Origin of the sequence: Draconibacterium halophilum (assembly GCF_010448835.1) — a bacterium.
GTDB lineage: Bacteria > Bacteroidota > Bacteroidia > Bacteroidales > Prolixibacteraceae > Draconibacterium > Draconibacterium halophilum.
In genome coordinates this window covers 2,802,836-2,827,328 of sequence record NZ_CP048409.1, presented here as the reverse complement: position 1 = coordinate 2,827,328, position 24,493 = coordinate 2,802,836, and the positions used below count along the sequence as shown (strand labels likewise).

Here is a 24,493-nt window from a genome sequence, read left to right as displayed (position 1 = left end):
ATCTCGAAAATATATCTTTAACTTCTATTAAATTTTTAATCGTTCTAAATAATAACAGAAAAAGTATCTTCGTAAAAATTTTAAAAAAACTTCAGAATATGTTTGACAAAAATACTTATATCGATCGTAGAAATAAATTGAAGTCCAAAGGCTTAAAAGGAGTCGGACTAATACTTGGAAATGGCGAATCGCCAATGAATTGTCTTGATAATACATATCATTTTCGTCAGGATAGTTCTTTCCTTTATTTCTTTGGCCTTGATTTTCCAGGGCTGGCCGGAGTAATTGACTTTGAGAGCGGTGATGAATACATTTTTGGCGATGACGTGGTGATTGATGACATTATTTGGATGGGGCCACAGGTTCCTTTAAAAGATAACGCGACCAAAGTAGGAATTACCCAAACTGCGCCATTTGCAAAGCTTTTCGACATTGTAAAAAAAGCTATGAATTCTGGTCGGAATGTACATTTTCTTCCACCATATCGCGGAGAGAATAAAATTTTGCTGGAGAAATTAACAGGCCTTTCTGCGTTAGCCGTTCAAAATCATGCCTCGCTTGAGCTTATTAAAGCTGTTATTTCAATCCGGGAAATTAAGGAAGCACAAGAAGTAGAAGAGATTAAGAATGCCTGTGCAACGGGTTACGAAATGCATGTTGCTGCAATGCGGATGGCACAACCCGGAACGTGGGAGCAAAAGATTGCAGGAACGATGGAAGGCATTTCATTTGCCGGTGGTGGAATGGCTTCTTTCCCTATTATTCTATCGCAAAATGGCGAAACATTGCACAATCACGATCATTCGCAAACACTTGAAAAAGGCAGATTGATGTTATGCGATGCCGGTGCCGAATCACTACTTCATTACGCATCTGATTTTACGCGTACTACTCCGGTAGGTGGCATGTTCACTAGCAAACAGCGCGAAATATATGAAATCGTACTTGCTGCCAATAATAAGGCGACAGAACTTACCAGGCCTGGTATTACGTATTTATCGGTTCATTTAGCTGCCGCTGAAGTAATTGCTGCCGGGTTAAAAAAACTGGGACTAATGAAAGGTGATGTTAAAGAAGCGGTTGCAGCAGGTGCACATGCCCTGTTTTTTCCTCATGGTTTGGGGCATATGATGGGACTGGATGTTCACGACATGGAAGATCTGGGCCAGATTTATGTGGGCTATGATGATGAGATACGGCCGGCAGACCAGTTTGGAGCCGCTGCTTTACGATTGGGAAAACGCCTAAAACCTGGTTTTGTAATTACAAACGAACCCGGATGTTATTTTATTCCGGCACTGATAGATAAATGGCAGGCTGAAGGCATAAACAAAGATTTTATAAACTTCGAAAAAGTGAATGAATACCGCGAATTTGGCGGAATCCGACTCGAAGATGATATACTGGTTACCGAAACAGGTAGTGAAATAATAGGGGAGCGGGTTCCTATTGAACCTGATGAAGTTGAAAAGATTGTACAGCAAGAATAAACGAGAAAAAGGCATTCATATATTTATGGATGCCTTTTTTTTAATATTCGATGATAAAAATAATCCATTTCCGATAGTAATTCATCTCGCACTGCACAGCATCTTTCTTTAATTTCTTCCTGCGATTTGGCACCTTTATACGGACTTTTAAAGCCCAAATGCAACTTTCTCTTGTAATTTACTTTCGGAATTTTTAGTTCTTCGGTTGTTCCTTCGCCTACCGTAATCAGGTAATCAAATTCCATGTCAGAATATTCTGAATAGCTGTGCGGCACACTTTGTTCTACATTTATCCCCACTTCTTTCAATACTTCAATTGCGATTGAGCTCACATGATCTACGGGTTCTATTCCGGCAGAGTAGATGCGGAGATTATCGTCATGATTGCGGAGTATGGCTTCGGCCATTTGGCTTCTACATGAGTTTCGGGTGCTTAAAAATAAAATACTTATCCCATGTTTTAAGATTTTAGCTGGTGTCTGTTTTAAACAACTATAATAGAAAAATGTAATTTACTATAATTTCCACACAATAAAAATGCGTTATGTATTGATATTTAGATTTTTAACAATGTTTAGAAACATATATTCAGACCTATTCCTATTTACACTCAAATTAATCAAAACTGGAAATATACCTCTCGTTAAAAATTGATTTTAAGTGGCAAATTCCTGCCAAAAAAGCTCGTACTGAATATATTAGCACTTTAAAAACACAAAATAACGAAGGCTAACCAATTGAAAACCAATTGCTCTAAATATCGCGAATTATTATTTTCTCTGATTTATTGAGTATTAATGGGGATTTCCCTATTTTCGTAGGTCAATGATATCATGAAAATCGTTGTAATACGATGTGAAAAAATACTGTAAATGGAACCTAAAGATCTAAAAAACTCGGAAGAGTTAAAGCGTACGGAGAATACTGACCTTGAGAACTCTGAAGTTAAATCAACTTCGGAAGAAGCTGCAAAACCGGATGAATTGAACACGGTGGAGGATGAAAAAAGTGTTGAGCCAACAGAGGATACAACAGCAGAAGAATCCACTGCAGAACCTGAAACTGCAAAAGTTGAAGAAACTGCGAAAGAAGAGCCTAAGGCTGAAGTTGCAGAAGAACCAAAAAGTGATTCAGAGTCCGAAATAAATTCAAAAGAAGAAAATACAACTGATTCAACTGAAGATTCAAACGATGCTGCTGCTGAACAAAAAACAGAAGAAGCACCAAGGGAACCGGAAAGTAAGGAATCAGAAAATGAGCAAAAATCAACGGAAAGTACAGCCGAAAAAGCAAAACCTGTAAAAGAAGAAAAACCGAAAAAAAGAGAACCGGTTGATTACTCCAATTATTCTCAGGTTGAACTTGTTAATGCGCTCCGCGACATACTTGAAGAGGAACGTGATATAAAGGTTAGAGATGAAATTGAAGCCATTAAAGCGATATTTTATAAGAATCTGAACGAGAACATAGAGGCTGATAAAAAGAAATTTATTGCCGATGGTGGTGCAGAAGAGGATTTCAAAACCGAAGATGATCCCTATGAAAAGGATATTAAGGATCTGCTAAAAAAATACCGATACATTCGTATCGAGCACAATAAAAAGTTGGAATCTGAAAAAGAAGAAAATTTAGAGAAAAAATACGAAGTAATTGAAAAGATAAAAGGTTTGATCAATAACGAAGAATCGATCAATAAGACCTTTAATGATTTTCGTGATCTCCAAAGAGAGTGGCGGGAGATAGGTTTGGTTCCACAATCAAAAATGAAAAATCTTTGGGATACTTATCATTTTCATGTTGAGAACTTCTACGATTACATTAAAATTAATCGCGAGCTACGCGACCTGGATCTGAAAAAAAACCTCGAAGCGAAAATCAAACTTTGCGAAAGTGCAGAGGAATTGCTGGTTGAAGAGCCATCAATCCTAAAAGCATTTAATACCCTTCAGAAATACCACGAACAGTGGCGCGAAATAGGCCCTGTTCCGCGTGAACAAAAAGACGATATTTGGGAACGTTTTAAGGCAGCAACAACCAAAATAAACAAAAAGCACCAAGAATTTTTTGAGAATAGAAAAGTTGATCAGAAGAAAAATCTGGAAGCTAAAACAGCATTGTGCGAAAAAGCTGAAGAGATTACTCAGGGAGAAATTTCGAACCACAGAGAGTGGGACGAAAGATCTAAACAACTCATTGAATTACAAAAGGTTTGGCGGACAATTGGTTTTGCACCAAGAAAGGATAATAACAAGATTTATGAACGTTTCCGAACAGCCTGCGATGCGTTTTTTAATGCTAAGCGCGCATTTTATGCCAAAAACAAGGAAGAGCAACAAAATAATCTGCAGTTAAAAACTGATCTGTGTGTTCAGGCAGAGTCGCTGAAAGACAGTGATGATTGGAAAAAAACAACACAAGACTTTATTAATATCCAGAAAAAATGGAAAGAAATTGGTCCGGTGCCGCGGAAACATTCTGATGCTTTATGGAAACGTTTTAGGGCGGCCTGCGACTTTTTCTTTGATAAAAAATCAGAGCATTTTTCTGATGTAGATACCGAGCAGGATGATAATTTGAAGCTAAAAGAAGACCTTATAAAAGAGGTTGAAAACTTTAAACCGGTTGAAAAGGTTGACAAAAACCTGGAATCATTAAAAGCTTTTCAGCGCAGATGGACTGAAATTGGACATGTACCTTTTAAAAAGAAAGATGAGATTAAAGTACAGTTTAGAGATGCCATTAATAAACTGTTTGACGACCTTAACCTGGATGATGAAAGACGTAACTTATTAAAATTCAGAAATAAAATGTCGTCGTTCTCTGAATCGATGCGTGGACAAAATAAAATGCGCATGGAACGCGATAAGTACATGAGCAAAATGAAACAACTGGAAAATGATTTAGTGTTGCTGGACAACAACGTAGGATTCTTTGCCAAATCTAAAAATGCGGAATCGTTAATTGCAGATGTCAAAAAGAAAATTGAAGTAACGAAGCAAAAAATTGAACTGCTGAAAGACAAGATTCGTGTTATTGACGAAATGGATAATGATTAAAATAGAATAATATAGTGCAGTATTGAAAAACCGGTTTATACCGGTTTTTTTATTTACATCTTAACGTGCTGAGAATAGCGTAAAAATAAAATTACGTGCAGTTATTCAGTTATTCAGAATATTGAAATTTTAATACAAAAATAAGCGCCAAATGAGAATCTAAAATCTCTGAGAGTATTGGAAAGAACCATTCAGGGAATTTCAAATTCTAGATCGCTTAAAGTTGCATAAGAATAAAATTGAACTCAGTTTACCGAGATTAGCCTATTTCAAACGCGTGGTCTTTATGAGTTCAAGGAATGAGCGCAGACATAATATTGAATTATAGGAAAAACATTTGTGAAGAACTACGGATTAAACTTTTACATAAAATCTTTGACGTTATCGGACTTATCAGTCGCGATAACTGATTTTATGCAAACCAGCAGAGCTGGGCGTATTTTGTGAAGTGCTACCAAATATTAAATAAATACGTTTGTCCTATAATTGATATTAAGTTAAGTAGAATATTGGAATAAATATTGTGAATTGAAAAATAACTAATTCACATAACTAACCCAAAATTCTGTTTTACACCCAATGATTTCCCTTTCAATTAAAACCTACACTCATGTACATGAACATTACGTCGTAAAATTAGGTAACGGCACAGTTCATGAATTTTCAAATGAAAAGAAATGCAAAAAGTTTCTTGTTAAGAGTTCCAAATTTCTTACTAAGCGTTACAATCGATTAAATTTAATTTTTGCTGATGTATTCAGTTTATATCGGCAAGTTTATTTTTATTTCGATGACAACCGCGACAAACGACACTCTGAACTTTACGCAGATCGACGTCAAGTTAATGCTCTGATTTCTTACGTAGAAAAACAGTTCGAGCAGCTGACTTTTATCGGCATTCGTTCAGATGGCAACTTTCTTGTATTTCCAAACCTTTACAGCCTGATTGAAAGCTTAATCGAAATTCTTTTGATTATCAGGAAATTAAACTCTAAAAAATCTTATGCAGCTACAGAAATTCGCTGCGATTTCTTGATTAATCAGCTCCAGGAATGTAAAGCAGAAATTCAAAATTACTCTCTCAACTCCGCAACATCGTTCGATTCTGCGGCTCTCACCTCTCAAAATTCTCAATCAATTACACATTTATCAATCGTATCTTAAAACCATTCACCATGTCACAAAAACAAAGTCAAGAACCCAAAAGCACAGTATTAGCAACCGCTTCCGACTTGCGTCTATTCCTCAAAAGAATGAAAGATGATAATTTATTAAGTCCCTACAACCGCGGCATATTGGACCGGTTAATCTCTCAGGTTGAAAATGCAGCAACCGAACTTGAATTTTACGATAAACACGATCTTTACAAACTTTTGCATAATCATCTGAGATTCATGCACAATTCACACCCCGAGGTTAATAGCTTTATAATCAAGGTCAATTTGCAAGAACAGCCAACAGTTCCAGCCTATTTTGAATACAACTTATTTCCAAGCTCAAAACAGCTAAATGAGCTCTCAGAAGCTTCAAAATAGCCGCCGCCCCTATTGGTTTATCTTATGTCCCATAACTCAACAACGAGTTAAAATTTTCTTTCATGCCTGATTATATCGCAATTCCTTGCTATTCCTTAAGTCCGAAGTCAATCACTTTATTCGAGGAAGTGACCCGCGCCGATGGAACACATTTTTATTCAAGTGGATGGGAAAACCTGCGCGACAATAAAAATTACTTTGGCGAACTTTCGGAACACTCCCGGAAGCGATTAAAACGCACGATCGATTTTATGTTGTACCTCACAAAAGAACGATCGATAATTGGAAAACGAACTATTTCAAAAACTCAAAATTTCACAACCAACTATGAAAAAGGTACCAAATATTCGAAGTCCGTAAAATCAAAACTCACATTTATCACGCTCACACTTCCAGCAAAACAGGAACATTCCGATAATGAGATCAAAAAAAGATGTTTAAACCCTTTTTTAAATGATTTGCGCCGAAAGTTCAATGTAGAATTGTACATATGGAAAGCCGAAAAGCAAGAAAACGGCAACATTCATTTTCACATTCTAACAAATCAATATCTGAAATGGCAGAAAGTCCGGGAAAGCTGGAACCAAAAAGTTCAAATTCTTGGATATGTCACCAGGTACCAAAAAAACATGCAGATATTTTTTAAAGATGGTTTTCGCATGTCCGAAAATCCAAAAGACAAACGCAGCCGTGCAGCTCAGTTCAAAGCATTCGAAAAAGGAAAAGCCGAAAATTGGCAAAATCCAAACTCAACTGATATTCACGCACTTTACAAAGTCAAAAATACAGCTGCATACCTTGCAAAGTACATTGCAAAAGGAGTTACAAAAACCGATATCTCTCAGAAAATCAAAACCTTAAAAATTCAAAAAGATGAGCACAAGAAGAAAATTATTGAAATCGAGGCGACGCTTTTTTATTACGATGAGAAAAACCCGAAAAATCAGCAACTTTCTGCGGAATTACGAGAACGAGTTCAACAGCTTGAAGATATTGAAAACGCATTGGCCGCTTTATCAAAGCACGGCATAACAGGCCGGATTTGGGGTTGTAGCTCTAAACTTTCAAAGTGTAAAAACTTTACGGCCGTAGAAAATTGGAAAGATATCCCGAGCATTGATGAAGTTGCGAAAAAAACAACTTGGAAGTTTGAACAGAAAGTTGGCTCGAAAACAATCACAACTTTTGGCCTCAACATGAATGATTTCCCAAAACTTAAGGCAAATCTCGATTTTCATTTGCAAAATTCTCTAAACCCAAATTCATTATTTAATGTGCAGAATATTTAAATTATCGCTTTTTATTCGGGCTTTCGTTTATTTCTTCTGGAAGCGCAAAGCTATTAGTTTCTCGTTGTTTCTTTTTTATGTTTTGCAGCTTTTCTGGCACGTATGTTATTGCGGGGGCTTTGCGCTCCGGGCGCGTCCCTGCCTAAGTGTCCCTAAACATTTTCAGCCGTTTTTTAAACCGCTAAAAATGTTAAGTTCCACTAAGGCAGGGCAAAACAGCACAGCCCCCGCACCCCCGTGCTGTCGCGCCCATGGTGCCGCTCATGCCCTAATCAGCTTTGCATTTTTGATTAAAAACTTTTGTGCTTTTATCAGCTTTCGGGGCGGCGTTATTGTCTACTCGCTTCGCTCGAAAACAGCCCGAACGGTGGCAAGCCACCGCCGCGCTGTCTGGAAAATCTTTCATCCCGGCTACCATTTCAAACTGATAAGCAAAGGTATTTCCCCAGCTGAAATGCGCAAGGCCAGGCTTTGTTTGCTCCGCTGCGCTTCGCAAAGCCTTGCGCATATCAGCCGCGGAAAATGGCTAGTCGCTATCAGTTTCAAATGGTTCTTTCCGTTGAAAAAATTGATTTTTCATTGAATTTATTGTTTAACTTAAAATTTTAGTATTATGAATTTTTCACAATTTTTATCAGGTTTAGCAACTCTTTCAGAAAGAGTTGAAAAAAAAGGTGGTCATTTATTTTTTGAATTTTCTGCCCATGTTTCGAAAATTAGTGTGCGTTATTACAAATCAGGCTGGAAACCAGATGCAGACCCTTCTTTTTCTACAGAAGTATCAAAAACTACTGATTACACACCTTATTTCATTATGTGCGATACAATTACAGACTTTTAGTTGTGATTGTATCATATGTAAAAAAAGCCGCTTTCGCGGCTTTTTTTTTGCTATTTACTGTACCTCTTTTCCGTGATCTTACAGCCTGACGGCCTGATACCATGCACAGACACCGTGCAGGCTCCCGGAAGTGCCTGGAACCTTTCGGTTGAAGTGGTCGCGATTTCATGCCTCACCGAGTGGACTTAAAGCGGACTTAAAACGAAGAATATTTAAGTTTAAAAATACTTATTGAATCAAGCTGACATGGTAGTCCATTCGAAAGGATTATAAATAGAATCTATGAAAGTGATAAAAGATATAATTTGCATTTATAATAAATTATTCATAAACTTTGTAGATAATCAATAGATTTTATCTATATGCCGACTTCTGAGAAAGAGAATTTTGTAAGTAAAGCAACCAATTGGATTTTTAGTAAGAATCGAATTTCAAATGTATTAAGTTTTACGTTTGGGTTTTTAATTGCTCATTGTACAGATTTCAATTGCCTAACACAGTCTATCAGAGATATTTATAATATTTTTTGTTCAATTGTTTTTTAATATCAACCATTAAATTTTTTTATCATGGCTAAAGTTGCTAACGTACTCATTGGTAAAAGTTCTGGATCAGTTGGAGGAACTACCTTTTCAAGTTGGAAAGGAATCAATGTTTTAAAAGCTAAACCAACTGTTGTAGCTAACCCGCAAACCGACAAACAGAAAGCGCAGCGAGCTGCATTCTCTTTCATGGTTGGTTTGTATCGCACCTTAGTTGCTGTTATTGTAATTGGATTCAAAGAATTAGCGGTTAAAAAATCGCAGTTCAATGCTTTCCAAAGTGCAAACTTAAAAGCAGCATTCGACTTATCAGCACCACCCGCAGCCACTTTGTTGCCTGCTGAAGTTAGTATCTCAAAAGGAACCATTGCGGACACTCCTATCGATACGGTTGTAGCTTCAGAAGCGGCAAACACTGTGGTTTTTAATTACGCTGATACGGCAAACGATCCCGGTCAATCCGCTGGTGACAAACCCCTGATGGTAGTTTTCAACGAAACAAAGGAAGAATGGACTTGTAAAGTTGGAGCTGCTACCCGAGGCGATGGAACCGATTCTTTGCCAATGCTCGAAGGTTGGGAAGAAGCTGATGTTTTGCATTGCTATCTTGGTTTTTCAAGTGTTGATGGCGACACCGCCAGCGATAGCCAATACAAAGCCGGTGCCATTGTAGCATAACTGTTTTTATTTGGGTTAGAATTAGAGTTTGTAAATTATTGGTAAAGCCCGGTTGTTGTGCCGGGCTTTTTTAATTGTTCAATTATGGCAGAATTTGACGTCGGTTTAGCTCAATTACAGGAAGTTTGCAATTATTTCGTTGAGGCGGAATATCCATATTTTGAGGAACTTAGAGAAGCATTCAAGTTACTTAGAACAACAGGTTGCAGACTTCAGGAAATATTTGAAATTGAAAGATGGACAATTGTGTCAGGTTATGAAGTTTCGGTACAACCGCAAAAAGGTAACCAGGTCAGATACATAACTCTAAGCAGCGAATTTGCTTCATTTCTTGCAGCAATCGAAAACCAATACAAACCCTTTTTAGGCCGAACATCCGGTCAGCTCGAATATTTGTTTAATAAAATCAATCCTTTCGGTGGTTTATTCTCCGGTGATCGTTCAATTATCAGTTACATTTATCGCTACTGTTTTATCCGTGAACTTAACGCCGATGGCCTAACAAATGCTCAAATTGCTTCAATAATGGGCCACAATTCCGAAACCGTTGTTAATAACTATTTGAATGCTGAAGTAACAAGTACAATCGAAATTACTCAACCTCTTCCTGATCCGCCTATTATTGATGGTATTACATATCCTATTATTTCTATTGGTTCGCAAGTTTTTACAACTGAACCTATTAAATGGGTAGACTCTGGCGGTGATTCTTATGATCCGGGAGGTATCCCCGGTAATAATGTATTATTTGGAAGCCTTTATTATGAAGCCGCTTTGCAGCGTTTAATTCCATTAATTCCTACTGGTTGGAAATTGCCTTCTATTTCAGATATTAATGAAATGAAAACTTTTTTAGGTTCTGATTTTGACAACTCGCTTAACTTTCTTTCCGATGATCCTACTTTTTGGTCCAGTGTTTCCACTCCTCGCAATAGTACAGGTTTAAGTTTGCGTGGTGGTGGTTATCGTGCTTATAATACATCTTTTCGATATTTACAACGTTCTGAGTTTTGGTTAGAAGATACCCCCGATGTAAACCGGCGTGCAGTCATGGAGTTTAGAAATTACATTTATATCCCGGATATTATAGCTTCAATTCCTTCGGATCGTTGGGCTTTTACAGTAATTTTAATTGCTGTTGTTTAATCTTATTTTTTTTTAATCAATTTTATCAATCGCTTTTATTTGCTAATTCTCTTTGATTTGGCATAGCTTTGTAAAAGATGAGTTACAATGATCGAAATAACGGCGTTTATGATCCTGAGAGCTACACAAAAGGCATTGGGAGAAATTTTAAAGCTTCTGTTATTTTCGTTGCAGTATTGCTGGCAATCTCATTAATCGTTGAAGGTGTTAATTATCTGTTAGGTAATGCACCTATTTTTTTGAACTAAAAGAGGCAAACCTTAGCTAAGATTTGCCCCTCTCTTAAGCCTTGCGGCTCAACTACTTATCTCTTAAAAAGTAGGATTTTCCGTCCCACTTTTGATATTATGTTATATTTGTGAATGTAAAAAAAGGAGAGAAATTCCCTCCTTTTTTATCGTATCATTATTGTCCTAATAGTTCAAGAATCTCATTGTACTTTTCCATGTTCTTCATACGGTAATACAAGTTTTTAAGTGACTCAAGTGTCATTTCGTCTTCAGGATTCAACTCCCGGCACTTTTCCATGTATGGAAGTGCTTTCTGAAACCATACATCAGCTTTTTTTAATTCAGCTTCGTATTTTTCGTTTTCGCTTGGTGGAATTGCAGTTGCAACCTCGATTTGTTTTACTCCTTTATTGTAGTACAATGCCCCAAGGTTATAGTATGCATTAAAAAAAGTTGGATCGATCTCAGACGCTTTTTGATAAGCCTCAACAGCCTTTTCTTCATCACCAAATTTTTCATATAAAGCACCTTTGGCAAAATAATACGTTACATTGTTAGGATCTTGCTCAATTGCCATATCCAGGTATTTCAACGCTTCTTCATTTTTACCAATTTTCATGTACAGGTCAATCATACTTGTCAACACGTTATTATCATCAGGGTATTTTTCAAAACCATCCTGAACTGCTTTTAACGCATTTACAGTATCCTGCATTTGAATATACGATTCAGAAATTAATGAATAAGTTCTTGCACCGTTGTATCCGTGTTTTGCTGCTTCTCCATAATACTCAACTGCTTTTTCATAATTCTGAGCATTGAATGCAGCAAGACCTGCGTTGAATATAATTACGGTATCAACAGCATTTGGACTATCTTCTTTCACAACAGGAATATCTTGAATTTCAAGGATTTGCTCGAAAGATTTTAATGCTAATTCGTAATCGTCGTTATTAAACGCTTCAACTGCCTGGTTTGTTAAATCGTTGGTTAACAGCGTTAATTTAATTTTTACACTTTTTGAGAATTTATCTTTTTCGTCTAATTCAAGTGCTTTTTTGTATGATTCTAAAGCAACAGTAAGCGGATCATCACTTAAAGCTTTCATGTTTTTATCCTGGCTTGCAAAAATTGCCTGATAGATTTCTCCTCTAACTTCCCAGGTTTTTGGCCAAGGAATAGTTTTCTTCACTGCTTTATCGTCAGAAGTATCAAGTGCTTCATCAAGGGACTCCAACGCTTTATCTAGTTTGCCGCTTTCTTTAAGATTCTGAGCACTGGTTACTTTACCTTTCTGAGCAAAAGCTACAGAAACAGAAAATACCAGGACTAGAAGAATAATAGTTTTTTTCATTTTTATACTTATTTATAGTTTTACAATTCGTGTTTATGCCATATTAAGCCTGATACGATACAGGCCACAAAAATATATGTTTTCAATTTTTTTCAAAATAACAACAAAAATAATATATAATTTATTCTTGTTCTAAGTTATTTTCTTCAGTATCAATATCTTCAGTGTCAACTTCAGTAATATCTTCGGCAGTTTCCTCTACCACTGCTATTCGGGCTACTGAAGCAATACTGTCATCATCTCTCAAATTAATTACACGCACTCCCTGAGTTGCTCTTCCGAGAATAGAAATGGTATTAACTGCCAGACGAATGGTAATTCCTTTCTGAGTAATAATCATTAGATCATTATCGTCAGAAACACTTTTGATTGCAACCAATTCTCCTGTTTTTTCAGTTACATTCATGGTTTTTACACCTTTTCCACCTCGGTTGGTAACACGGTAATCATCAATTTTAGAACGTTTTCCATATCCTTTTTCTGCAACTACCAGGATATCTTCATTCTCATCCATTACACAAACCATACCAATAACTTCGTCATTCTCGTGACCAAGCTTTATACCCCGCACTCCGGAAGCTGTTCTTCCGATCGGGCGAACAATACTTTCGTTAAAACGAATTGCCTTTCCGGAACGCACAGCAATCATAACTTCGCTACTGCCATTCGTAAGACGTGCTTCCAGTAATTGATCGCCATCTTTAATGGTGATTGCATTCACACCATTTTGGCGTGGACGTGAGTAAGCTTCTAATGTTGTTTTTTTGATGATACCTTTTTTGGTAGCAAGAATAATGTAATTATTATTGATGAATTCTTCATCGGCAAGTGTCTTCACTTTTATGAATGCCAGTACCTGATCATCAGGTTCTATATTCAGCATATTTTGAATTGCCCGACCCTTTGAAGCTCTTGTTCCCTCAGGAATTTCATAAACTTTCAGCCAGAAACATTTTCCTTTTTCAGTAAACAACAAAAGAGTGTTATGCATCGAGGCAATTATAATATGTTCCAGGAAGTCTTCATCACGGGTGGTGCTTCCTTTCGATCCTATACCTCCCCTTCCCTGCGTTCTGAAATCAGTTAGTGGTGTACGTTTTATATAGCCCAAATGCGAAATGGTAATTACCATTTCGTCATCGGCATAAAAATCTTCAGGATTGAATTCTTCGGCGTTAGGAACAATTTCCGTACGACGTTCGTCTCCGTATTTATTTTTAACCTCCTGTAATTCTTCTTTTATAATTTCCTTCCGCAAATTAACGTCGGCAAGAATTGCTTTATAATGTTCTATTTGCGCCATAATCTCATCGTATTCTTTACGAAGTTTGTCTTGTTCCAGACCGGTTAACTGACGCAAACGCATTTCGACAATTGCACGCGCTTGAATATCGCTCAATTCAAATCGTTCGATTAATTTGTTTCGTGCTTCTTCAGGTGTTGACGAACCGCGGATAATCGCAATTACTTCATCAATATTATCGCTGGCAATTATTAATCCTTCCAGAATATGAGCCCGTTTTTCAGCTTGCTCCAGTTCGTATTTCGTACGGCGTACAACAACCTCGTGGCGGTGCTCAATGAAGTATTTAATCAGATCCTTAAGGTTTAGGATCTTGGGACGACCGTGTACCAACGCAATACTGTTAACACTAAACGACGTTTGCAGCTGTGTATATTTATATAATTTATTTAAAACAACGTTGCTCATTGCATCGCGTTTTAAATCATAAACAACACGCATTCCATCGCGGTCCGACTCATCGTTTACATTCGAAATTCCTTCAATTTTCTTTTCGTTAACCAGATCGGCAGTTTTCTGAATCATTTCTGCACGGTTAACCATGTATGGAATTTCGGTAACAACAATTTTCTCACGACCACCTTCATTTTCAATATGGGCTTTAGCTCTGATGACGATACGTCCCCTACCGGTTTCATACGCATCTACCACACCCTGGTAACCATAGATTATACCTCCCGTTGGAAAGTCAGGCGCTTTTACGATCTGGATAAGCTCATCCATCTCAATATCAGTGTTATCAACGTACGCAATTGTAGCATCAACAACATCGCTGAGGTTGTGTGGCGCCATGTTTGTTGCCATACCAACTGCAATACCCGAAGCTCCGTTAACAAGTAGCTGTGGTATTTTTGTTGGCAATACACTAGGTTCACTTAACGATTCATCAAAATTGGGCTGAAAATCAACAGTATTTTTATCCAAATCGGCCAGTGTTTCTTCCGAGATCTTCGACATTCGAGCCTCGGTATAACGCATTGCTGCCGGACTGTCGCCATCAACAGAACCAAAGTTCCCCTGACCATCGACCATCGGGTAACGTAACGACCAATGTTGAGCCATACGCACCATGGTAAAATAAACTGAAGAGTCGCCATGCGGGTGATACTTACCAAGTACCTCACCAACAATTCTTGCCGACTTTTTATATGAACGATTAGAAAATATGCCTAATTCGTGCATACCAAATAAAACCCGGCGGTGTACCGGTTTAAAACCATCGCGTACATCTGGTAGTGCACGCGAAACAATTACCGACATTGAATAATCAATATAGGCAGATTTCATCTGCTCCTCAATGTTTATTTTGATAATCTTTTCACCTTCTGTCATTATATCTCCTTTAAAAATAAATTATCACTAAAAGTTTGTGACACTAAAATTAATAATCGAAACCCTTGGCGATAAGGGCATTTAGCGCTGTCTGTCTATTATACTCAAAAAAAGTTTGATACATAAAAATTGTTTATTATGTTACCTTACATTTAAGACATACAAAAATAGTAAAATCATTTGTGTCACGCTTATATTTAGTGGTGTTTTACATGCTTTTGATAAGAAGATATTAACAATTTAACTGTCATCTTTTCATGATGTTTTTGTTACATTTGATAACTTCTGCCATTTCGATACTTTGTAGCTTCAAATTTTATTTAATTTAGTCTTTCAACCTTTTAGGAATAGTATTTGTTAAACGGAGACAAAAAGGAAACTATATATGGATTCACAATTTTCACCAAGAATTAAAGACATAATTGGATATAGCCGGGAGGAAGCAATTCGTTTGGGGAATGATTATATAGGCCAGGAACACCTTTTTTTAGGAATTTTGAGAGAAGGCGAAGGAACTGCGACTGATATTCTCGAAAACCTGGGTGTTGATCTGGTTGAAGTAAAACAACTAATCGAAAGCAAGGTACGCACAGATAAAGATATTAATCAGAAAGCTGATTTGATCATGCTGAAATCAACTGAAAAAACATTAAAGTTGATTTATTTAGAAGCAAGATCGTTTAAAAGTGCAACTGCTAACAGTGGCCACCTCTTGCTGGCTATTTTAAAAGATAACGACAGCTTGATAACTCAAATGCTCGTTGAACTAGGTATTAACTATTTCATGGTTAAGTCGCAATTGCAAGATTACCAGCAAACTGAAGCAAAATCTGATTTTCCCGAAAGTGATGACGATGAACCGGGTGAAGGTTTTGGCAAAGGCCCATCGGGAGGACAGAGTGCTAAAAAAGCTGCCGGAGCAAAATCGGACACACCGGTGCTCGATAATTTTGGTATCGATATTACCAAGCTGGCAGAAGAAAACAGTCTTGACCCAATCGTAGGTCGCGAAAAAGAGATTGAGCGACTGGCGCAAATACTGAGTCGCCGTAAAAAGAACAACCCCATTTTGATTGGAGAACCCGGCGTTGGTAAATCGGCAATTGCTGAAGGATTGGCGCTACGTATTGTAGGCAAACAAGTGTCAAGAATATTATTCGACAAACGAGTGGTAAGTCTTGATATTGCCTCGATTGTAGCAGGAACAAAATATCGTGGACAGTTTGAGGAGCGAATGAAAGCAATATTGAATGAGCTGTCGAAAGTTAATAACGTTATTTTGTTTATCGATGAGATTCATACTATTGTAGGTGCCGGCGGTGCAACTGGTTCGCTGGATGCTGCCAACATGTTAAAACCTGCCTTGGCACGTGGCGATATTCAATGTATTGGAGCCACAACTCTCGATGAGTACCGTCAGCAAATTGAAAAAGACGGAGCACTCGAACGTCGTTTCCAAAAAGTAATGGTTGATCCAACCTCGGTTGATGAAACCATTGAAATACTTAACAATATTAAAGATCGTTACGAAGATCATCACAATGTAACATTTACACCTGAAGCGATTGAAAACTGTGTGAAGCTAACAGCACGTTACATTACCGATCGTTATTTGCCCGACAAAGCCATTGATGCGCTTGACGAAGCCGGTTCGCGTGTTCATATCACGAATATTAATGTTCCGGACAACATTGTTAAGCTTGAAGAAAAAATAGAAAACACAAAAGAGGATAAAATAAGCGCCGTCAAAAGTCAGAATTTTGAGTTGGCCGCTAATTACCGTGATAAAGAAAAGAATCTGCTCACGCTATTGGAAGATGCAAAAGAACAATGGGAAAAAGATCTTATTAATCATCGTGAAAGCGTTGATGAGCATAAGGTTGCCGAAGTTGTTGCGATGATGTCGGGAATTCCGGTACAACGTATTGCACAAGCTGAAGGTAAACGCCTGATGAACATGGGCAAAGATTTGAAAGGAAAAGTTGTTGGGCAAGACGAGGCTATTGGCAAAATTGTAAAAGCGATTCAACGTAACCGCGCAGGATTGAAAGATCCCAACCGCCCAATTGGAACATTTATTTTTCTGGGTCCCACTGGTGTTGGAAAAACCCAGCTGGCAAAAGTTCTAACAACTTATTTATTTGACAATTTAGATTCGCTGATTCGGATTGATATGAGTGAATACATGGAGAAATTTGCGGTATCAAGATTAGTGGGAGCGCCTCCGGGATATGTAGGTTACGAAGAAGGCGGGCAATTGACGGAAAAAGTGAGAAGGAAGCCCTACTCAGTTGTTTTGCTCGACGAAATTGAGAAAGCACATCCTGATGTGTTCAATATTCTACTTCAGTTAATGGATGAAGGACGTTTGACAGATAGTTTAGGGCGCAATGTCGATTTCAAAAATACAATTATTATTATGACATCGAACATTGGTTCGCGCCAGTTAAAAGACTTCGGACGTGGCGTTGGTTTCTCAACCATAAAAACAGCGAAAGAAGAGAATGAGCATACAAAATATGTCATTCAGAAAGCATTGAAAAAAGCATTTGCACCAGAATTCCTTAACCGAATTGATGATGTTGTTGTGTTTAATCAATTGGAGAAGAAACATATTCACACCATTATTGATATCGAAATTGAAGGTTTGTACAAGCGTGTTGAATCGCTGAATTACAAGTTGAAAATTTCTCCGGCAGCAAAAGATTTTATCGCTGAGAAAGGATACGATCCTCAGTTTGGTGCACGACCACTAAAACGGGCTATTCAGAAATACCTGGAAGATGAAATGGCCGAAATTATTATCAAAGCATCGATTTCCGAAGGAGATACAATTTCGGTAGGTTTTGATAAGAAAAAGGAAAGGTTACAGATGCGTATTTTATCAAACAAAAAAGCGCTAAAAGAATAGGAAACAAATATTCATATATAAAAAAAGGAGGTGAAAGCCTCCTTTTTTTATGCCTTGTATTTAAAAATCAACATGGTGATATCATCCGATTGAGGACCATGACCATAATGTATTTTAAAACTCTTTTCTAAACGCTCAACCATTTCTTTTGGGCTTTGTCCGGCCAACGATTTCAGGTTTTCTACCAATTGCTGATTACCGTACTGTACATTGTTTTCGTCGAGCATTTCGGTAACACCATCGGTATATAAAACCAGTGTGTCGCCTTTCTCAAGCTGAATTTTAGCTGAACCATAAGATTTGTCAGGATAAAGCCCTAATGGAAGTCCATGTGACTGGGCAAGTTCTTTAATCTTCCCATTTTTATTTATATTATATGCGGGAGTATGAGCCGCATTGCAATACTCTAATATGCCCGTTTTAACATTCAAAACACCCAGAAAAAGGGTTAAAAAGAACTGATGGTGATTCGTTGTACACAATTCTTTATTTGTTCTTTTTACAATTTCATCTGCTTTTGGCACCAATGCGTTTGTTTTTATAATCGTTTGTGCAACGCTCATAAAAAATGCTGCCGGAACTCCCTTGCCTGATACGTCGCCCATGGTTAATACCAGGTGTTCATCATCAATAAAGAAATAGTCGAACAGGTCGCCGCTTACTCCTCTGGCCGGTTGGTAGGTGGTATAAAGATCTATGTCGGTCCGGTCTGGAAAAGCAGGATAAATTGTTTTAATAAAACTTTGCTGAATTTCGGAAGCCTGATTCATGTCTTCCTGGCGCTGTAGTTTTTTCTTATGCTCGTCGGATTGTGTTTGCAGGTATTTCTCGTACCACAATTTCATGTAGTTCAAACTTTCAGCAACCTGAACAACTTCATTCTCAGGAATATCTTTATAAGGCCCCGTTAGATTACTAAAACGTTTTAATTGTTTGGTAACGAGACTCAGCGGTTTTATCTGCCGGTTAATAATGTATGTAACGGTTAAGTAAATAATGAGTATTCCTAAAACGGAGAAAAACAACATCTGAAGTACAGGTAAATACAAGGGTTCAAATAATTCTTTATAAGGCAATACCGATACCAAAACCCAGCCATTTTGCTCGATGGGAACATAATACACCAGGGCTTTCTCAAAATTAAATAATTCAGGATACGCAATTAACGTTCCCGGCTTTGAATCTGCCAGTACATTATTGGTTGTGATCGTAATATCTTCTTTAAGAATCTTTTCATTCGAATCATAAATACTTCTGTTTAGAATCCACTCGCTAACGGGATGCGTAATAAAAACGCCATCTTTCGACATCAGAAAAGCAAAACCTCCTTTTCCAATTTTCAAACTGTTCACCTGCTTATTTAGCTCATTTAGTGACATTTCACAAATAACTTCTCCAACACGTTCTACTTGTCCGGATGGATTTTCTATCATTATCGGAGCACAATAAGCTGCCACCACAATATTATTTCGTTCGCACAAATAGGGTTCAGACCAACCTACACCTTCCTGGGCAACAAGTTTTTCAAACTGTTCTTGTTCATTAGCACACGACGAAAAACTATTGCTGCCCCGTTGTATTAAAATCGAATCACCATCCCGGTATGTAAAGTAGCTCCAATATGGTAAATCGGTTACGGTTGAATCAATTTTTACATAAATGGCATTAATAAACTGATATTTATTGACTAAACTTTGAATAAATAAATCGGCGTGATCTTGCTGTCCGTAAAAAATTACCTGGTCGGCAATGTTTCCGGCAATCTCCGAGGTAGTTATTATATAACGTTGCACACTGCTTGTTACATGTGCACTTTGCGACATTGCCTTATTCTTTACACTATCTTCAATAAGTGTTTGGTTGAAGAGAAAAAATATACCAATAAAAGTAATAAATACTCCTATTACTGCTAAGGATATATAAACACTCAACTGATATGCAATTGATTTATTTAACATTCATTTTTTATTGTTTCCGATTAAAAACAATTTACGGATAATTTTTCAGATGTCAGGTATTATGATTAAAATTTAACCATTTGCGGGTGCCTTTAATACTGCAGGTAAACGATGCCAATGATGATGCTTGCTTAATAGCTTCCGCAAAATCATTACATTCAAGAAAATAATAACAAAATGCACCGTGAAGAAAATCTCCTGCACCAAGTGTATCTTTTACCTCTACTTGTGGAACTGTAACACTCCCCTTCTTCTCGTTTGATAAATATTCGATTTTATGGGAACCATTTGAAATAGCAACTGACTTTACATTTTTAGCGCGCATAAAATCAAAAAGCTCATTTTGGCTATGACATTGAGGCGGCATAAAATCAGTCGAACAAATTGCGATATCGATATAGTTGAGTTGTTCATCGAACTGAGGTTTCCAGCTTCCACAATCAGAGACAACGGGTATGCCCTGCATTTTACAAATTTTTGAACATTCAAGGCTGAATTCAGGGTAAAACCCATCGACAAGTAAAATCTGAGGTTCCACCAAATCAATCAGCTTTTGTGGCAAAATAGTGCTTTCTAATTCTGTTGGATTATGAGTTACAATTGTACGATCGCCATTTTTTGATGTCAACACGGTGGCCAAAATTGTTTCGAATTCCTGGCCATATGCAAGATCAAAATGATCTACTCCTACACTGTTAAGATCCTGATCGATAAATGATGAAAAAGCATTCAGACCGGCCGGACTTGCAAGTGTTGCTGTTTTATTCAGATAAGCAAATGCAACAGCGGCATTGGTTGCGGGGCCACCAACCAAAATATCGGGAATGTCGGTTTTAACTTTGGTATTGGCTACCGGAATCTGATCAATAAAGTATTGAATATCGATAGTTGTTAGTCCAACGAATAAGGCCTTGTGTTTCATCAACACAAAGAAACAAAAAAAGCTGCCTTTCCAGACAGCTTCCTTTATATTTTATCACACACTTCTTTTAAGTGTTCATTGCACCACAAACCGTAATAACTTGTCCGCTTACATACGACGATAAATCAGATGCGAGGAATGTTGCTACTCCTGCTACTTCTTCAGGAGTTCCACCTCTTTTTAAAGGAATTGAGGCTTCCCATGCTTTACGCGCATCTTCCGGTATTTTACCGGTCATTTCAGTTATAATAAATCCAGGAGCAATAGCATTGGAACGAACACCGCGAGAACCCAATTCGCGCGCTACCGATTTTGTAAAACCAATAATTCCTGCTTTTGATGCTGCGTAGTTTGCCTGTCCGGCATTTCCGCTAACACCAACAACCGAACTCAGGTTAACAATCGATCCCGAACGTTGTTTTAACATGGTGCGCTGAGCTGCTTTTGTAAAGTTAAATACCGATTTTAGATTAACATTAATAACTGCATCCCACTGATCTTCAGTCATTCGCATCAATAAAGTATCTTTTGTAATACCGGCGTTGTTTACTAATACATCAATACGGCCAAATTCTTTAACAATTTCGGATACAACACGGTCAGTATCTTCAAAATTACTTGCATCAGAAGCATAACCTTTGGCTTTTACTCCGTAAGCTATTAATTCCTGTTCTGTGGCTTTCATATTGTCATCTTCAAAAAGATCGGTAAAGGCAACATCGCACCCTTCCTGTGCATACTTAACAGCAATTGCTTTACCAATTCCGCGAGAAGCGCCGGTAATTATAGCTGTTTTTCCTTTTAATAAGCTCATATTATAAAATTTTAGAGTTTTCTTTTTCAGATCCGCAAATATAAATGATATTAAGGTTTAATGAAATGTAGCTTTTAGAAACTTTCTTAATTCACCTCATATTTGTTAAAAACTACCCAAACTTCAAACATTTGGTTGAAAAATTCAAAACAATAATTTGCCTAATTGATTTAAAATTTCAGCAGCCTTGCCTTTTAAATGAATATCGGTAATCACCGATGTAAAAACGGTTTCTTCAGGATTAATTTCGATAATAGTAGCTCCTGCCTGTTTGGCAGTGCGCGGCACATACGATGCAGGTGTTACCTCGCCGGTTGACCCAACAATTATGCACACTTCCGCTTTTTGGGCAGCTGCGAACGAATTGGAATAAGCTTCTTGCGGGATTCCTTCGCCAAAGAATATGAAGTTGGGCTTAAGAATTTCATTATCATTAACACATTTTGGAGGGATATTTTCAAAATCAATATCATTAACGTCATAAACCTGGCCGCATTTCAGGCATATCAGCTTTTTCGAATTTCCATGAAACTCGTGCACGGTATTGTTCCCGGCATCGTAATGCAAATTGTCGATATTCTGGGTAACAATGGCATTTAACAATTTATTGCGCTCCATATTTGCCAGTACACGATGTGCATCGTTTGGTTTAGCATCGGCAAAAAAATCGTAAAATATTTCGCGAATATACCCCCAGCAATTTCCCGGGTAATTAAGGAAATAACTCAAGTCCAGTACCTGCGGCCTGTACTTATTCCAAAGTCCGTATTCTCCTCTGAACGGAGGAATTCCACTTTCAACTGAAATTCCGGCACCGGTAAATGCAATTGTGTAGTTTGATTTTTTTATAATTTTTGCTGATTCCTTAAGAAGCAATTCCATCGCATATTGATTTTTGATAATATTAATCAAAGGTCGTTATTTTGAGAAAAACGCTCTAATTTCTTCTTCAAAATTTTCTTCCTGATTTTTAATTAGTGTGCGGTACGATTCGAATTGTTTTACTTTAACTTCGTAGTTTTCAATGCATTCTTTTATTTTATTCCCAATTTGTTTAATCAGTTGTACATCATCCTCAAATTTAAACTCATTGTCAATAGGAATATCTATGCCGTTCTTTGCGGCTCCTCTTCTACCGGTTATTACACAATTATACAAAACGGCTGCTTCGCGCGGGAAACGATCCCTTCCGGGATGATTACCAAAATCAATATAAACTTTGGCACTGGCAATTCTATCTGCAACCTCAGCAGGTGTTAAATTTTTCAGTGGCACCCATTTAATTTCCGGATGAGTATCAATAATCTTTTGCGTAAATTTCTTCCCTTTTCGAGGGTTATACAGAACTATATTTTCTTTCTCTGTAATTGATAATTTATTTGATTTTGTAATAAAATCTTCTCTGATGTAATCGGTAAGATAATTCCAGTTGCCAATACCATATTTGTTCAGATGAAGTTCAGCATATTTCGATTGAACCAGATGATCTGTAATGGCGATATTATCTTTTGGATTCTCTACGTTGAAAGCTTTCCTTAGACCTAAAGCTGCCAATAACCGATTTTTAAAACGGTTCCTTGATGCATAATAGTTATCTACACTTTGCCACCATATAATCTTTTGTATCGATTTGTATTTATTCAGTTCAAATGTACGTGTCTCCGGAACAATAAGAACATTATCTGAATGATCTTCAATTTCAAATACATATTCATTTACGTACTTTTTGTAATTTGAATGAATAGGATCATCCATTTTCTTCAAATAAAACATTCTGGCATTAAGTCCTGATTGGTTTAATTTAGCCACTAACTGATGCAGAAGCTCCGGACCTCCGGTAGCTGCCTGTGGTTTACAAGCAATGTAAATTTTTGCGGATTTTGATAATCTCATAATATTTTTGAGAGGGTTTAAACGTATGAATTTATAATGATATTTCTTTTGCTTTATCCAATGCTTTTTCAATAACTTGATGCATGTCGTAGTACTTGTACTCTGCCAAACGGCCACCAAAAATTATATTCTTATTCTCTTCTGACAATTTTAAATACTTTTCATATATCGCTTGATTTTTCGCATCATTTATTGGATAATATGATTCTTTATCCTTTGAAAACTCATGCGGATATTCACGTGTTATGATGGTTCTTTTCTGTTGTCCGAATTCAAAATGTTTGTGCTCCAAAATTCGGGTAAACGGCACTTCTCTGTCGGTGTAATTAACAACTGCATTTCCCTGAAAATTTTCAGTTTTTAAAATTTCATGATCAAAATGAAGGCTTCGATATTCTAATTTCCCATATTTAAAATCAAAAAACTCATCAATCTTTCCGGTAAATACGATGTTATCGGCTAACGAATCCAGACTCTTTCTATCTTTAAAAAAATCAACTTCTGTTCTCACTTCCACTCCTTCCAATAACTTTTCCACCAATTTAGTATAACCACCTATTGGAATTCCCTGGTACAAGTCGTTGAAGTAGTTATTATCAAAAGTAAAACGGAAAGGTAGTCTACGGATAATAAAAGCAGGAATTTGTGTTGCTGGTCTGCCCCACTGCTTTTCAGTGTAGCCCTTTATCAATTTCTCATAAATGTCTTTACCTCCCAAAACCAAAGCCTGTTCCTCAAGGTTTTTTGGATTTATGATATGTTTATAGGCCTCACGCTGTTCTTCAACTTTTTGCTTGGCCTGTTCGGGTGTAGTTACTCCCCATAATTGGTAAAAAGTATTCATGTTAAAGGGGAGGCTATAAAGCCGGCCTTTATAATTCGCAACAGGAGAATTTGTGTACCGATTAAACTCCACTAAGTTATTTACATAATCCCAGACCCGTTTATTACTGGTATGAAAAATATGTGCTCCATAAACATGAACATTTATGTCTTCTCGTTTTTCAGTATAGATGTTTCCCGCTACGTGTTTTCGTTTGTCAATTACCAGGCATTTTTTGCCTCTTTTTTTCATCTCTGCGGCAAACACCGAACCAAATAATCCCGCTCCAACAATAAGGAAATCGTAAGTGTTTTTAGGCATTTCAATTCTGTTTTGAAGTTTCAAATGTAGTAAATGCGGCAGGAAATGCCTAGAG

20 protein-coding genes are annotated in these 24,493 nt (G+C 37.2%); 11 read left to right on the top strand and 9 right to left on the bottom strand.

Features of this window, described 5'->3' with window-relative positions; genetic code table 11:
* Nucleotides 1-98: 98 nt before the first annotated feature.
* Nucleotides 99-1,490, top strand: a complete 1,392-nt coding sequence (locus G0Q07_RS11290) for an aminopeptidase P family protein (RefSeq protein ID WP_163346188.1) — start codon at nucleotides 99-101, stop codon at nucleotides 1,488-1,490.
* A 23-nt stretch (nucleotides 1,491-1,513) separates the two neighbouring features.
* Here the strand turns inward: G0Q07_RS11290 and G0Q07_RS11285 are convergent, their stop codons facing one another.
* Nucleotides 1,514-1,936, bottom strand: a complete 423-nt coding sequence (locus G0Q07_RS11285) for an arsenate reductase/protein-tyrosine-phosphatase family protein (protein WP_262888019.1) — start codon at nucleotides 1,934-1,936, stop codon at nucleotides 1,514-1,516.
* Between the two features lie 426 nt (nucleotides 1,937-2,362).
* Between G0Q07_RS11285 and G0Q07_RS11280 the strand changes: the two genes are divergently transcribed.
* The 9 genes from G0Q07_RS11280 (at nucleotide 2,363) to G0Q07_RS11240 (ending at nucleotide 10,825) form a co-directional block, all read left to right on the top strand.
* The gene (locus G0Q07_RS11280) at nucleotides 2,363-4,546 is read left to right on the top strand and encodes a DUF349 domain-containing protein (protein WP_163346186.1); all 2,184 of its coding nucleotides are present in this window, start codon (nucleotides 2,363-2,365) and stop codon (nucleotides 4,544-4,546) included.
* 579 nt (nucleotides 4,547-5,125) lie between these two features.
* The gene (locus tag G0Q07_RS11275) at nucleotides 5,126-5,710 is read left to right on the top strand and encodes a hypothetical protein (protein WP_163346185.1); all 585 of its coding nucleotides are present in this window, start codon (nucleotides 5,126-5,128) and stop codon (nucleotides 5,708-5,710) included.
* Between the two features lie 11 nt (nucleotides 5,711-5,721).
* A complete protein-coding gene (locus G0Q07_RS11270; RefSeq protein ID WP_163346184.1) occupies nucleotides 5,722-6,081 on the top strand; it encodes a hypothetical protein in 360 nt (119 codons plus the stop codon).
* A 62-nt stretch (nucleotides 6,082-6,143) separates the two neighbouring features.
* Entirely contained in the window at nucleotides 6,144-7,370 is a 1,227-nt protein-coding gene (locus G0Q07_RS21415) for a rolling circle replication-associated protein (protein WP_449504033.1), read from the top strand.
* The gene (locus tag G0Q07_RS11260) at nucleotides 7,354-7,953 is read left to right on the top strand and encodes a hypothetical protein (protein ID WP_163346182.1); all 600 of its coding nucleotides are present in this window, start codon (nucleotides 7,354-7,356) and stop codon (nucleotides 7,951-7,953) included. Before G0Q07_RS21415 ends, G0Q07_RS11260 begins: the two co-directional genes overlap by 17 nt.
* A 30-nt stretch (nucleotides 7,954-7,983) precedes the next feature.
* Complete coding sequence (locus G0Q07_RS11255; protein ID WP_163346181.1) at nucleotides 7,984-8,211, top strand: hypothetical protein; 228 nt, start codon at nucleotides 7,984-7,986, stop codon at nucleotides 8,209-8,211.
* Nucleotides 8,212-8,780: 569 nt separating this feature from the next.
* Nucleotides 8,781-9,431: a DUF6266 family protein gene (locus G0Q07_RS11250; RefSeq protein ID WP_163346180.1), complete on the top strand. Its 651-nt coding sequence runs from the start codon at nucleotides 8,781-8,783 to the stop codon at nucleotides 9,429-9,431.
* 84 nt (nucleotides 9,432-9,515) lie between these two features.
* A complete protein-coding gene (locus G0Q07_RS11245) occupies nucleotides 9,516-10,577 on the top strand; it encodes an FISUMP domain-containing protein (RefSeq protein ID WP_163346179.1) in 1,062 nt (353 codons plus the stop codon).
* Between the two features lie 77 nt (nucleotides 10,578-10,654).
* Nucleotides 10,655-10,825 carry a hypothetical protein gene (locus G0Q07_RS11240; RefSeq protein ID WP_163346178.1) on the top strand — a complete coding sequence of 57 codons (171 nt, stop codon included), beginning with the start codon at nucleotides 10,655-10,657 and terminating at the stop codon, nucleotides 10,823-10,825.
* Between the two features lie 157 nt (nucleotides 10,826-10,982).
* Here G0Q07_RS11240 and G0Q07_RS11235 read toward each other — a convergent pair whose 3' ends face one another.
* Together G0Q07_RS11235 and gyrA are read right to left on the bottom strand one after the other, a co-directional pair.
* A complete protein-coding gene (locus G0Q07_RS11235; protein WP_163346177.1) occupies nucleotides 10,983-12,161 on the bottom strand; it encodes a tetratricopeptide repeat protein in 1,179 nt (392 codons plus the stop codon).
* 121 nt (nucleotides 12,162-12,282) lie between these two features.
* Entirely contained in the window at nucleotides 12,283-14,796 is a 2,514-nt protein-coding gene (gyrA, locus tag G0Q07_RS11230) for a DNA gyrase subunit A (protein WP_163346176.1), read from the bottom strand.
* Between the two features lie 385 nt (nucleotides 14,797-15,181).
* Here gyrA and G0Q07_RS11225 point away from each other — a divergent pair, with 385 nt between their 5' ends.
* Nucleotides 15,182-17,707, top strand: coding sequence for an ATP-dependent Clp protease ATP-binding subunit (locus G0Q07_RS11225; protein ID WP_163346175.1), 2,526 nt, complete (start codon nucleotides 15,182-15,184; stop codon nucleotides 17,705-17,707).
* Nucleotides 17,708-17,754: 47 nt separating this feature from the next.
* Here G0Q07_RS11225 and G0Q07_RS11220 read toward each other — a convergent pair whose 3' ends face one another.
* The 6 genes from G0Q07_RS11220 to glf all read right to left on the bottom strand — a co-directional run bounded on the left by G0Q07_RS11220 (nucleotide 17,755) and on the right by glf (nucleotide 24,438).
* Complete coding sequence (locus G0Q07_RS11220) at nucleotides 17,755-19,665, bottom strand: SpoIIE family protein phosphatase (RefSeq protein WP_163346174.1); 1,911 nt, start codon at nucleotides 19,663-19,665, stop codon at nucleotides 17,755-17,757.
* 52 nt (nucleotides 19,666-19,717) lie between these two features.
* A complete protein-coding gene (locus G0Q07_RS11215) occupies nucleotides 19,718-20,587 on the bottom strand; it encodes a PfkB family carbohydrate kinase (RefSeq protein WP_163346173.1) in 870 nt (289 codons plus the stop codon).
* Between the two features lie 67 nt (nucleotides 20,588-20,654).
* Entirely contained in the window at nucleotides 20,655-21,401 is a 747-nt protein-coding gene (fabG, locus tag G0Q07_RS11210) for a 3-oxoacyl-[acyl-carrier-protein] reductase (protein WP_163346172.1), read from the bottom strand.
* A 144-nt stretch (nucleotides 21,402-21,545) separates the two neighbouring features.
* Nucleotides 21,546-22,283 carry an SIR2 family NAD-dependent protein deacylase gene (locus G0Q07_RS11205; RefSeq protein WP_163346171.1) on the bottom strand — a complete coding sequence of 246 codons (738 nt, stop codon included), beginning with the start codon at nucleotides 22,281-22,283 and terminating at the stop codon, nucleotides 21,546-21,548.
* Between the two features lie 36 nt (nucleotides 22,284-22,319).
* Nucleotides 22,320-23,294: a hypothetical protein gene (locus tag G0Q07_RS11200; RefSeq protein ID WP_163346170.1), complete on the bottom strand. Its 975-nt coding sequence runs from the start codon at nucleotides 23,292-23,294 to the stop codon at nucleotides 22,320-22,322.
* Between the two features lie 31 nt (nucleotides 23,295-23,325).
* Complete coding sequence (gene glf, locus G0Q07_RS11195) at nucleotides 23,326-24,438, bottom strand: UDP-galactopyranose mutase (RefSeq protein WP_163346169.1); 1,113 nt, start codon at nucleotides 24,436-24,438, stop codon at nucleotides 23,326-23,328.
* Nucleotides 24,439-24,493 lie beyond the last annotated feature (55 nt).

Coding starts and splice junctions, on each gene's coding strand:
- G0Q07_RS11260 (WP_163346182.1), top strand. CDS start 7,354: ATGTGCAGAATATTTAAATTATCGCTTTTTATTCGGGCTTTCGTTTAT.
- G0Q07_RS11255 (WP_163346181.1), top strand. CDS start 7,984: ATGAATTTTTCACAATTTTTATCAGGTTTAGCAACTCTTTCAGAAAGA.
- G0Q07_RS11215 (WP_163346173.1), bottom strand. CDS start 20,587: ATGAAACACAAGGCCTTATTCGTTGGACTAACAACTATCGATATTCAA.
- G0Q07_RS11280 (WP_163346186.1), top strand. CDS start 2,363: ATGGAACCTAAAGATCTAAAAAACTCGGAAGAGTTAAAGCGTACGGAG.
- G0Q07_RS11200 (WP_163346170.1), bottom strand. CDS start 23,294: ATGAGATTATCAAAATCCGCAAAAATTTACATTGCTTGTAAACCACAG.
- G0Q07_RS11245 (WP_163346179.1), top strand. CDS start 9,516: ATGGCAGAATTTGACGTCGGTTTAGCTCAATTACAGGAAGTTTGCAAT.
- G0Q07_RS21415 (WP_449504033.1), top strand. CDS start 6,144: ATGCCTGATTATATCGCAATTCCTTGCTATTCCTTAAGTCCGAAGTCA.
- G0Q07_RS11220 (WP_163346174.1), bottom strand. CDS start 19,665: ATGTTAAATAAATCAATTGCATATCAGTTGAGTGTTTATATATCCTTA.
- G0Q07_RS11225 (WP_163346175.1), top strand. CDS start 15,182: ATGGATTCACAATTTTCACCAAGAATTAAAGACATAATTGGATATAGC.
- fabG (WP_163346172.1), bottom strand. CDS start 21,401: ATGAGCTTATTAAAAGGAAAAACAGCTATAATTACCGGCGCTTCTCGC.
- G0Q07_RS11270 (WP_163346184.1), top strand. CDS start 5,722: ATGTCACAAAAACAAAGTCAAGAACCCAAAAGCACAGTATTAGCAACC.
- glf (WP_163346169.1), bottom strand. CDS start 24,438: ATGCCTAAAAACACTTACGATTTCCTTATTGTTGGAGCGGGATTATTT.
- G0Q07_RS11290 (WP_163346188.1), top strand. CDS start 99: ATGTTTGACAAAAATACTTATATCGATCGTAGAAATAAATTGAAGTCC.
- gyrA (WP_163346176.1), bottom strand. CDS start 14,796: ATGACAGAAGGTGAAAAGATTATCAAAATAAACATTGAGGAGCAGATG.
- G0Q07_RS11235 (WP_163346177.1), bottom strand. CDS start 12,161: ATGAAAAAAACTATTATTCTTCTAGTCCTGGTATTTTCTGTTTCTGTA.
- G0Q07_RS11205 (WP_163346171.1), bottom strand. CDS start 22,283: ATGGAATTGCTTCTTAAGGAATCAGCAAAAATTATAAAAAAATCAAAC.
- G0Q07_RS11240 (WP_163346178.1), top strand. CDS start 10,655: ATGAGTTACAATGATCGAAATAACGGCGTTTATGATCCTGAGAGCTAC.
- G0Q07_RS11275 (WP_163346185.1), top strand. CDS start 5,126: ATGATTTCCCTTTCAATTAAAACCTACACTCATGTACATGAACATTAC.
- G0Q07_RS11250 (WP_163346180.1), top strand. CDS start 8,781: ATGGCTAAAGTTGCTAACGTACTCATTGGTAAAAGTTCTGGATCAGTT.